Here is a 10,767-nt window from a genome sequence, read left to right as displayed (position 1 = left end):
GAAGTCGGCCACTACGAAGTCGACTGCCACGAACTCGACCGCCACAAAGCCGACGGCCACAAAGCCGACGCCCGCCAAGTCGACGGCAGCGAAGTCCGCTCCAGGTAAGTCCACGCCGGGCAAGTCGACGCCGGCGAAGACGAGCCCGGCAAAGACGGCCGCGGCAAAGACGGCGGCGGCGAAGACGGCCGCGGCGAAGGCGGCCGTGACGAAGTCGAGCCCGGCCAAGGCTGCTCCGGCCAAGGCGAACAGCGCAGCCCCGGCCAAGGGGACCGGCGGAGCCGCGGCGAAGGGGTCCAACGCGGCCAAAGCGACCAACGCTGCCCCGGCAAAGGCGACCAAGGCGCCGCCGGCCAAGGTGAGCAAGGCGCCCCCGGCCAAGGCCACGAAGGCGGGCCCGGCCAAGGCGACCGAGCCGGCCCCGCCGAAGTCGGCGCCGGCCAGGACGGCCACAACCAGGAAGCCGGCCAAGACAACGGCCACCGGTGCGGCCCCGGCGACGACAGCCAAGGCGACCCCGGAGAAGGCGGTCTTGGAGAAGGCAGCCGTCACGGCGACGAGCGGGACGGCACCGAAGGCGATCGCGGTCGAGACCACGTCTCCGCCGCCGGTCCAGCCGGACGAGGTCGCCGTCGCCACCGCGCCGGCGCCGACCGGCAGCCCGCACGTCGAGTCGGCGGCGCCGACCGTCTCGGTGACCAAGGAGACGCCGGCCACGACCGAGCCGGCGTCGACGTACCGATCCGCCGCGTCCGCCCAGCCCACCGAGGTCGCGCCCACCGAGGTCGCAATCGAACTCAGGTCCGACACCGCGGAGATCCCCAAGGTGGAGGCTCTCGAGCCGCCGCCGTTGCGGAGCGGCGGCATGGTCACCCCGACCCGTCGGTCGGCGGACCGCCCGGCCGAACTCGGCACGGGCCTCAACCTGCCACCGGCCGGAGCACCGGCGATCCTGCCTCCGCCACCACCGCCGGTCGAGGAGGAACCCGCCGGGGCGGCGCCGCTCACCCCCGGCGCCAAGAAGGCCCTGCAGCGTCGCCGCCTGGTCGCGCTGATCGCCTTCGTGCTGCTCGCCGTGATCGTGCTGGTGGTGGGGCAGTTTCTCCGGGATGACGACGGACGACGGCTGGCCGGCAATCAGCCGGCCGCCTCGCAGCAGGCCGGCATCGGGGAGCCGACCGGCGCCGCGCCAACCGCGGCCACGGGTGGCGCGGCCCCGAACCGGCCGACCACGGCGGCCGCCACCACCGCCCCGGGCAGGTCGGATCAGGCCCCGGCGGACACCGCGAACACCGCACCCACCCGCCTGGCGGGCGCCACCACGGGCTTCACGTTCGTCGCCGGATACGGCCCGGTGCTCGGCAGCGCGGGCCCGCTGCGCCGGTTCAAGGTGAGCGTGGAGAAGACGCTGGGGCAGGGCAACGGCGGCGACTTCGCCGACGAGATCGACCGTACGCTCGGCGACCCGCGCGGCTGGATCGCCGGCCGGCAGTTCCGCCTCCAGCGGGTGCCGGCCGACGCGGCCAGCGAGTTCACCATCTACCTGGCCGGGGGGAAGACGGCCGAGCGGATGTGTGACGCGGGCGGCCTGAACACCGACGGCTACACCTCCTGCCGGCTGCCGGGTCAGGTGATCATCAACGACACCCGCTGGCAGGACGCGGTGCCGGACTACGACGCGCCGCTCGAGACCTACCGGGCCTACGCGGTCAACCACGAGGTCGGGCACCAGCTCGGGTACGGCCATGAGGCATGCCCCGGCAAGGGCCGCCCCGCGCCCGTGATGCAGCAGCAGACCTACGGCCTCAAGGGCTGTGTCGCGAACGCCTGGCCGTACATCGACGGCAAGCGTTACGCGGGCAAGGCCATCGACTGAGATTTATTCCGCGTCCCGCATCTCGGGCCGGTGTCGCACGTCATGCCCACTCGGGCCGCCCACGAGCAACAATGGGTGGCGCAACTGCCACCCACCCGGGGAGTGAACCGTGTCCTTGCCCCCGCTCGTCGAGCCCGCCGCCGATCTCTCGGTCGATGAGATCCGCCGTTACTCGCGCCACCTGATCATCCCCGACGTCGGGATGGACGGGCAGAAGCGCTTGAAGAACGCCAAGGTGCTCGCGGTCGGCGCGGGCGGCCTCGGCTCGCCGGCGCTGATGTACCTGGCCGCGGCCGGTGTCGGCACGCTCGGCATCATCGACTTCGACACGGTCGACGAGTCCAACCTCCAGCGGCAGATCATCCACGGCGTCTCCGACATCGGCCGGCCCAAGGCCGAGTCGGCGGCGGACAGCATCCGTGAGATCAACCCGCTGGTCAACGTCGTGATCCACAACACGGCGCTGGACCGCGACAACGTGATGGAGATCTTCAGCCAGTACGACCTGATCGTCGACGGCACCGACAACTTCGCGACCCGCTACATGGTCAACGACGCCGCGGTCCTGCTCGGCAAGCCGTACGTGTGGGGTTCGATCTACCGCTTCGACGGCCAGGCGTCGGTGTTCTGGGCCGAGCACGGCCCCTGCTACCGCTGCCTCTACCCCGAGCCCCCGCCGCCCGGCATGGTGCCGAGCTGCGCCGAGGGCGGCGTCCTCGGTGTGCTCTGCGCGTCGATCGGCTCGATCCAGGTCAACGAGGCGATCAAGCTGCTCACCGGCATCGGCGAGCCGCTGGTCGGGCGCCTGATGGTCTACGACGCCCTGGAGATGGAGTACCGGAAGATCAAGGTCCGCAAGGACCCCGACTGCGTGCTCTGCGGCCCGAACGCCACCCAGACCGAGCTGCTGGAGGACTACGAGGACTTCTGCGGCGCGGTCTCCGAGGAGGCGCAGGAGGCGACGCTCAACGCGACGATCACCGCGCGCGAGCTGAAGGACTGGCAGGACTCGGGCAAGGACGTGTTCCTGGTCGACGTGCGTGAGCCGGCGGAGTTCGAGATCGTCTCCATCCCGGGCGCGACGCTGATCCCCAAGGGCGAGATCCTCTCCGGCGAGGCGCTGTCCCGCTTCCCGCAGGACCGGCAGATCGTGCTGCACTGCAAGTCCGGGGTGCGCAGCGCCGAGGCGCTCGCCGCGCTGAAGGCGGCCGGTTTCAAGGACGCCGTGCACGTCCAGGGCGGCATCGTCTCCTGGGTCAACACGGTGGATCCGTCGCTTCCGTCGTACTGAGTTTTCTCCCGCTAGATCGAGGCAGCGAAAGCACTGGTGGGGCGGTACCGTCACTCGCGTGGTGGATATCGATGCGGCGATCGGCTACGTGATCGCACACGGCGATCCGGTCGAGCGTGCCCGGCTCGCGTTCATCCGCAATGGCGCACCGCCCCCGCCGCACATCGTCGAGCGCATCGCCGCCGGGCAGACGTTCGACGGCGGCTGGCCGGCGACCGGCGACAGCGAGATCGCGTCGGTCGACGCCACCTGCTTCCGGCTGGGTGAGGTCGACGACCTGGGCGGTCTGCGGGGACCGGCGGTCGAGCGGGCGCTGACCTGGCTGGCGACTTCGCAGCGGCGCGACGGCTCGTGGCAGGAGAACGAGTCGCTGGCGCCCGAGGCCCCGGTCTGGGCCATGCCCGGCGACCCGGAGGCGACCTTCTACCTGACCTCGGTGGCCGGCTACTGGCTGACCGTGGCCTCGGTCGAGTCGCGACCGAGTTGGGATTCGCCCTATGAGCACGCGGCGACGCTCAACGCGGCGGCCCGCTTCGCGGTGTCCCAGCTGCGGCCGGACGGCACGTGGCCGTCGTTCCTGGCGGCCGGCTGGCACCTGGCCGGGCTGCTGCACGGCGAGCAGTTCTTCTACGAGTCGGCCCGGGTGCAACTCGTGCTGGGCGACCGGCTCGGCGACATGAGCCCGGCTGACGTCGCCGCGATGGGCGCGGCGCTGAGCCGGCTCAACCTGGGCGACGAGCAGCTCATGGAGGGCATCCGCAAGCGGCTGGGCGAGTCCCAGCGCACGGACGGCGGCTGGGACAGCGACGAGGGCCCGACCTTCGACGTGAACACCACACTGATGGCGATCCGCGCCTGCCGCTGACTCCTTACCTGGTGTGGCCGTCGCCGGTCACGATGTATTTCGTCGAGGTCAGCTCGGGCAGGCCCATCGGGCCGCGGGCGTGCAGCTTCTGCGTGCTGATGCCGATCTCGGCGCCGAATCCGAACTCGCCGCCGTCGGTGAACCGCGTCGACGCGTTGATCATCACGGCGGCCGCGTCGACCCGGGCGGCGAAGCGCCGGGTGGCCGCCACCGACTCGCTGACGATCGCCTCGGTGTGTCCGGTGCCGTAGCGGCGGATGTGGTCGAGCGCGTCGTCCAGTGAGTCGACCACCGCGACCGAGATGTCGGCCGACAGATATTCGGTGCCCCAGTCCTCCTCGGTGGCCGGCACCGTGCCGTCGTACGCCGAGACTCGCGCGTCGCCGTGCACCGTGACGCCCTTGTCGATCAGCTCCGGCAGCACCAGCGGCAGGAACGTGTCCGCGATCGCGGCGTGCACCAGCAGCGACTCGGCGGTGTTGCAGGTGGACAGCCGCTGGGTCTTCGAGTTCACCGCGACCGCGAGCGCTTTCTCCAGGTCGGCCGCCTCGTCCACGTACACGTGGCAGTTGCCGACCCCGGTCTCGATCACCGGCACCGTCGACTCCTCGACCACCGTCTTGATCAGCGAGGCGCCGCCGCGCGGGATCAGCACGTCGACCAGCCCGCGGGCGCGCATCAGCTCCTTCACCGAGTCGCGCGTCGAAGCGTCCAGCAGCTGCACCGCGTCGGCCGGCAGCCCGGAGTCCGCGACCGCCTTGCGCAGCACCGACACGATCGCGGCGTTCGAGCTCATCGCCGAGCCGGAGCCGCGCAGCAGCGCCGCGTTGCCCGACTTGAGGCAGATCCCGGCCGCGTCGGCGGTCACGTTCGGCCGGCCCTCGTAGATGATGCCCACCACCCCGAACGGCACCCGCACCTGCCGCAGCTCCAGCCCGTTGGCGAGGGTCGAGCCGCGCACCACGTCACCGACCGGGTCGGGCAGCGCGGCGAGCTGCCGCAGCCCCTCGGCCATCGCGCCGACCCGCTCCTCGGTCAGCGAGAGCCGGTCGATCATCGCCTCGCTCTGCCCCGACTCCCGCGCGTTGCGCACGTCGACGGCGTTGGCCTCGACGATCTCGGCGGCCCGCAGCTCCAGCCGCTCGGCCATCCGCAGCAGCGCCGCGTCCTTCTCCGCCCGCGTGGCGGCCGCCAGCTCGATCGACGCGATCCGGGCGTCGGAGGCCTGCTGCTGAACGCTGCTCATCTTCGAACCTTTCACAGGAGTACGAGGTCGTCGCGGTGCACGACCTCACGTTCATAGCCCGGGCCCAGCGCGGCGGCCAGTTCCGGAGTGGACCGGCCGAGAAGCGCGGGCAACTCGACCGCGTCGTAGTTGACCAGACCCCGGGCCACCGGCGCGCCCGACCCGGCGTCCACCAAATCTACGGGGTCGCCGGCCGCGAAGGATCCGTCGACCGCGGTGATGCCGGCCGGCAGCAGCGACTTGCGCCGGGCGACCACCGCGGCGACCGCGCCGGGGTCGAGGTGGAGGCGGCCACGCGGGGCGGTGGCGTGGGCGAGCCAGAACAGCCGGGCCGCCGGCCGGCGCGCGACGGCCTCGAAGAACGTCCCGATCTCCTCGCCGCTCAGGGCCTCGCCGGCGAGCGCCGCCGAGGTCAGCACGACGGGAATGCCGAAGCCGGTGGCGATCCGCGCGGCCTCGACCTTCGTGACCATCCCGCCGGTGCCGACCCGCGAGCCAGGCGCGCTGATGGAGATGCCGGACAGGTCCGACTCGGTCTGCACGATCGGGACCCGCCGCGAGGCGGGGTTCGAGGGCTTGCCCGTGTACAGGGCATCCACGTCGGACAAAAGCACCAGAAGGTCGGCCTGGACCAGCGCGGCGACGAGGGCGGCCAGCCGGTCGTTGTCGCCGAACCGGATCTCCTCGGTGGCGACCGTGTCGTTCTCGTTCACGATCGGCAGCGCGCCGAGATCGAGCAGCTTCCGCAGCGTCCGGTACGCGTTGCGATAGTGCGCGCGCCGGGTCACGTCGTCGACGGTCAGCAGCACCTGCCCGACGGTGAGGCCGTGGCGGGCGAACCCGGCCGCGTACCGCCCGATCAGAAGCCCTTGCCCCACGCTGGCCGCGGCCTGCTGGGTGGCCAGGTCGCGCGGACGCCGGGGCAGTCTCAGCGGGCTCAGCCCTGCGGCGATCGCGCCGCTGGAGACCAGCACCACCTCACGCCCGCCGGAGGCGAGCCTGCCGAGCACGTCGACGAGGGCGTCGACGCGCTGCTCGTCGATCACGCCGGCGGCGGTGGTCAGCGAGGACGACCCCACCTTGACCACCACCCGGCGTGCACCGGTCACCACATCACGCACGGGACCATCATGCTCGCCTGGCCGTTCGCGGCTGCGGAGAGATCTCATATGGTGGCGCGCGTGACACCCCAGGAGTACGTGGAAGAGGTGCTGAGCCTCGTCGAGCGCATCCCGGAGGGCAGGGTGATGTCCTACGGCGCGATCGCGGACACCCTGGCCGACGTCTCGGGCCGCAACTCGGCCCGCCAGGTCGGCACCATCATGGCCAGGCACGGTGGCGCCGTCCCGTGGCACCGCGTGGTGACCGGTGCCGGCCGCATGCCGCCGGGCCACGAGCAGGAGGCCCGCCAGCGCCTGCTGTCCGAGGGCGTCCCACTCAGGGGCGACCACGTCGACATGAAGCGAGCGTCCTGGGCTCCGTGAGCGCGGGCGCTCAGGACCCCACGAGCAGCAGCCCCGTCCCGCCGCGGCGAGGGTCCCCGGCCGCGCCGGCCATCCCGACTCCGGTCACCCCGCCGAAGTAGTGGTTGGCCTCGGACCAGCGGTTGATGGTGAAGCCGGCGGAGGCGAGGGCGTCCAGCTGTGATGACGAGACGCCCGGCTCGGCGTGCACCGTGTCGTCGACCACGTGGAACCGCGGCCGGGCGATCGCCGCCGCCATGTCCAGCCCGTCGACCAGCAGGCCCAGCAGCGTGTCGATCAGCGCGGTACGAATCCGCGACGCCCCCGCCGACCCGGCCGCGACCACGAGCCGCTCCTCGCCGTCGATCACCACGAGCGGGCACATGTTCGACGACATCCGCGCGCCCGGCGTCATGTCGGAGGTGATCAGCTCGCCCTCGCCGAGCATCGAGTTGAGGTTCACGCCCAGCCCCGGCAGCCAGACCGCCGACCCGAGCCCCAGCGTCGTCGTGATCACGCAGGCGTTGCCGTCGGCGTCGACCACCGACACGTTCGTGGTGTCGCCGATCTTCTGCCGCCCCTGGTCGCGCAGCGCGACGGCCAGTGCGAGCGCGCGGTCCTCGGGCGAGATGTCCGAGACGTCGGCGGGCAGCGCGGCGATCGTGTGCACCGTCCGGCTCATGTCGTGCCGCGCGTGCACGCGATAGCCGTTCAGGGTGGCGTGGTCGACCGTCGTCTCCCGTACCCGGTAGCCGGCCAGGTCGCGCGGTCCCAGAGCGCCACCCGCCGCCCGCACCGCGGAGACCATCGTCTCGGCGATCGAACCGGTGTAGAAGATGGACGGACCCTCGTCGGCCAGCCCGGTCAGCGCGGTCGCGAGACCCGGGTGGAAGAGCAGGTCGCCGCCCTCGAGCAGCTTGCCGTTGGGGGTGTAGCAGGAGGCGCCCTCGCCGTAGGCGAGCGCCGGCGCGCAGGAGACCAGCGTGTGGGCCTGCGGCGCGGGCAGGATCACGCCGGTACGCGCCAGCGCGATGGCCGGCGCCAGCACGTCGGCCCAGGGCAGCCGCCCCCACCGGCGGTGCACCTCGCCGAGCCCCGCCGGCACCCCGGGCACGGCCACGCTGGCGCCGCCGATCTCGTACACCTGGGGCACGCCGCCGAAGAAGACGTCCACCTTGACCATCGGCCCGGCCGTGGCGTCGCCGTCGGTGCCGGGCACCGACACGAAGAAGTCCAGGCACGTCACCTCGCCGGTGGACGCGTCGAAGTAGGTGGCGAACCCGCCGCCGCCGAGCCCGGTGTAGATCGTCTCCGCGACACAGCAGGTCAGCACGGCCGCGACGGCTGCGTCGGCGGCCGTACCCCCGTCCTTCAACACCGACAGCCCCACCTCGGCGGTCACCGGATGCGCGGCGGCCACGCCCGCCGAAAGGGTTGCCTTCAGTCCGGTCGACGGCGGTGGGTGGGCTGCGGACGGCGGTTTCATCGGTGGAAGCGTAGGCCCGGAGCACCACAAATGGTTAACATCCGCGTCCATGACGGTTGCCGGTCCCTCCGACGAAGTACGCCGGCTACCCGGGCGCACACGCGTCGGATATGCCCTCGGATCGCTGGTCACGGGCGCTTTCGGCACCGTACCCGGATTGCTCCTCCTGCCCTATCTGACCGACACCCTCGGGGTGGCCGCCGGGATCGCCGGGCTGCTCGTGCTGCTGCCCAAGGCCTGGGACGTGCTGATCAACCCGATGGCCGGCCGTCTCTCCGACCGGCGCGGCGACCGCCGGCCGTTCCTGCTCGGCGCGGGCCTGGCGCTCGGCGTGCTGTTCGCCGCCATCTTCGCCGGGCCGTTCCGCAGCGGCGCCCCGGCCGGCGCCTACGTCGCGTTCGCCTTCCTGGCCGCCGCGACCGCGTTCGCGCTGTTCCAGGTGCCTTACGTGGCGATGCCCGCCGAGCTCACCGACGGCTACGCCGAGCGGACCCGCCTGATGACCTGGCGGGTCGCCGTCCTGGCGCTGGCGATCCTGATCTCGGGCGCGCTGGCGCCGCTGATCGTCGAACAGACCGGTGGTGGCCGGACCGGCCACCGGTGGGCGGGCCTCTTCGTCGGCGCGCTGATCGTCGTGGGCACGCTGGCGACCTATTGGGGTACGCGCACAGCACCGACCCGCGCCCCCGAGCAGGTCGAGCCGTCTTTGCGCGCCCAACTGGCCGTGGCGGCGGCCAACGGACCGTTCCGCGCCCTGCTCCTCTGCTTCGTGCTCCAGTCGGTCGGCATCGCCACGATGCTGGCCGGGGTCCAGTACTTCGCCGACCACGTCGTCGGCCGGGCCGGCGGATCGAGCATCCTGTTCGCGGCCTTCGTCGGGCCGGCGCTGCTGGTCATGCCGCTGTGGACCCGGGCCGGGCACCGGCTGGGCAAGCGCCGCAGCATGGTCCTGGCCAGCCTGATCTTCGCAGTCGGCGCGCTGGCCCTGCTCGCCGCGCCGGGTCTGCCGGCGCTGCCGATCTACCTGATCGTCGCGGTGATCGGCTGCGGGTACGCCGGCCAGCAGGTCTTCGCCCTGTCGATGCTGCCGGACTGCATCGCGGCCGACACCGAGCGCACCGGCCGCCGCCAGGCCGGGGTCTTCACCGGCGTCTGGACCGCGGGGGAGACGCTCGGCCTGGCCCTCGGTCCGGGCATCTACGCCGTCGTGCTGCAGATCTTCGGCTACGCCTCCTCGGTCACCGGGGAGGCGGCCGCGCAGACGGACACCGCCCGGCTCGGCGTGCTGCTCGGCTTCAGCGTGCTGCCGGCGCTGCTGGTGGCCGCGGCCACGCTGTCCCTGCGCCGCTACCCGGATACCCTCCGCTCATGATCGACGCGTTGCCGGCCACCGGAGTGCCCGCCGCCCAGGTGCTCGCCGAGCTGCGGGATCTCCGCGCCGGCGACCTGCCCACCCACGGCGGCCGCCTGTTCGCCTACGTCTACGACCCCGCGATCGCGGGCCTGGACGGGCTGGCCCAGGCCGCGCACGCGCTCTCCGCCCACGTCAACGGCCTCGACCCGACCGCCTTCCCGTCCTTGCTGTCGATGGAGAACGCCCTGGTCGGCGCGGCCGCCCGGCTGCTCGGCGGCGGCGCGGCCACGGTCGGGACGGCGACCAGCGGCGGCACCGAGTCGCTGCTGCTCGCGGTGAAGGCCGCCCGCGACTCCCGGCCGGCGGTCGACCGGCCACGACTGGTCGTGCCGTCCACCGCGCACGCCGCCTTCGCCAAGGCCGCCCACTACCTGCGGGTCGAGCTGGACGTGGTCGAGGTGCGCGCGGACCTGCGGGCCGATCCGGTGGCGATGGCGGCCGCGATCCGGCCGGAGACCGTGCTGGTCGCGGCGTCGGCACCGTCTTACGCGCACGGCGTGATCGACCCGATCGTGGAGATCGCCGCGGCGGCCGCAAGCCGCGGGGTCCGCTGTCATGTGGACGCGTGCTTCGGCGGCTGGGTGCTGCCCTATCTGCGGCGGCTGGGTGCGGATCTGCCGGCCTTCGACCTGTCGGTGCCGGGCGTCACGAGCATCTCGGTCGACCTGCACAAGTACGCCTACGCGCCGAAGGGCGTCTCGATCCTGCTGCATCGCGACGAGTCGCTGCGGCTGCCGCAGTACTTCGCGTACGCGGACTGGCCCGGCTACACGATGATCAACCCGGGGGTGTCCTCGACCCGGTCGGGCGGCCCGATCGCCGCCGCGCTGGCCGTGCTGCGCCACCTCGGCGACGCCGGCTATCTCGAGCTGGCCCGGCAGACCCGCGAGGCGGTGATGACGCTGGCCGCCGCGGTCGAGGCCACCGACGGGGTGCGGCTCTACGCGCCCACCGAGACCACGGTGGTCTGCCTGGCCGGCGTGGGTGGGACAGGCCTGTTCGTGCTGGCCGACGAGCTGGCCGCGCGGGGCTGGCACACGCAGCCGCAGCTCGCGTACCCCGGCATGGAACCGACCATCCACCTGACCGTGACCGCCGCGGTGCGGTCGGCCGCGACGGACTTCGC

Annotated in this window: 10 protein-coding genes; 6 read left to right on the top strand and 4 right to left on the bottom strand. The window is 72.6% G+C overall.

Going from position 1 to position 10,767, the window contains the following annotated elements:
* Positions 1-552: pentapeptide repeat-containing protein (locus AB0M20_RS11275; protein WP_364296911.1), on the bottom strand; the 552-nt coding region annotated here is incomplete at its 3' end.
* Here AB0M20_RS11275 and AB0M20_RS11270 point away from each other — a divergent pair.
* The 3 genes from AB0M20_RS11270 (at position 533) to AB0M20_RS11260 (ending at position 4,032) form a co-directional block, all read left to right on the top strand.
* Positions 533-1,876 (top strand): DUF3152 domain-containing protein, encoded by a 1,344-nt coding sequence (locus AB0M20_RS11270; RefSeq protein ID WP_364296909.1) that lies wholly within the window; start codon positions 533-535, stop codon positions 1,874-1,876. The genes AB0M20_RS11275 and AB0M20_RS11270 overlap by 20 nt on opposite strands.
* A gap of 109 nt (positions 1,877-1,985) precedes the next feature.
* Positions 1,986-3,167: an adenylyltransferase/sulfurtransferase MoeZ gene (gene moeZ / locus AB0M20_RS11265; RefSeq protein WP_364296907.1), complete on the top strand. Its 1,182-nt coding sequence runs from the start codon at positions 1,986-1,988 to the stop codon at positions 3,165-3,167.
* A 58-nt stretch (positions 3,168-3,225) separates the two neighbouring features.
* A complete protein-coding gene (locus tag AB0M20_RS11260; protein WP_364296905.1) occupies positions 3,226-4,032 on the top strand; it encodes a prenyltransferase/squalene oxidase repeat-containing protein in 807 nt (268 codons plus the stop codon).
* A 4-nt stretch (positions 4,033-4,036) separates the two neighbouring features.
* Here AB0M20_RS11260 and AB0M20_RS11255 read toward each other — a convergent pair whose 3' ends face one another.
* Together AB0M20_RS11255 and proB are read right to left on the bottom strand one after the other, a co-directional pair.
* Entirely contained in the window at positions 4,037-5,278 is a 1,242-nt protein-coding gene (locus AB0M20_RS11255; protein WP_364296903.1) for a glutamate-5-semialdehyde dehydrogenase, read from the bottom strand.
* 11 nt (positions 5,279-5,289) lie between these two features.
* The gene (gene proB, locus AB0M20_RS11250; protein WP_364296901.1) at positions 5,290-6,399 is read right to left on the bottom strand and encodes a glutamate 5-kinase; all 1,110 of its coding nucleotides are present in this window, start codon (positions 6,397-6,399) and stop codon (positions 5,290-5,292) included.
* Between the two features lie 60 nt (positions 6,400-6,459).
* Here proB and AB0M20_RS11245 point away from each other — a divergent pair, with 60 nt between their 5' ends.
* The gene (locus tag AB0M20_RS11245) at positions 6,460-6,762 is read left to right on the top strand and encodes an MGMT family protein (RefSeq protein WP_364296899.1); all 303 of its coding nucleotides are present in this window, start codon (positions 6,460-6,462) and stop codon (positions 6,760-6,762) included.
* Between the two features lie 10 nt (positions 6,763-6,772).
* On the opposite strand, the gene AB0M20_RS11240 is transcribed toward AB0M20_RS11245, so the two are convergent.
* Positions 6,773-8,227 (bottom strand): gamma-glutamyltransferase, encoded by a 1,455-nt coding sequence (locus AB0M20_RS11240; protein WP_364296897.1) that lies wholly within the window; start codon positions 8,225-8,227, stop codon positions 6,773-6,775.
* A 49-nt stretch (positions 8,228-8,276) separates the two neighbouring features.
* On the opposite strand from AB0M20_RS11240, the gene AB0M20_RS11235 reads away from it, so the two are divergent.
* A complete protein-coding gene (locus AB0M20_RS11235) occupies positions 8,277-9,599 on the top strand; it encodes an MFS transporter (protein WP_364296895.1) in 1,323 nt (440 codons plus the stop codon).
* Positions 9,596-10,767, top strand: a 1,172-nt coding sequence (locus AB0M20_RS11230; protein WP_364296893.1) for an aminotransferase class V-fold PLP-dependent enzyme, incomplete at its 3' end; no start/stop codon positions are given. The genes AB0M20_RS11235 and AB0M20_RS11230, both read left to right, overlap by 4 nt.

This window comes from Actinoplanes sp. NPDC051633 (assembly GCF_040681735.1).
Classification (GTDB): Bacteria; Actinomycetota; Actinomycetes; order Mycobacteriales; family Micromonosporaceae; genus Actinoplanes.
Note: the sequence above shows the minus strand (reverse complement) of the source record. Positions and strands in the feature narration are given on the sequence as shown.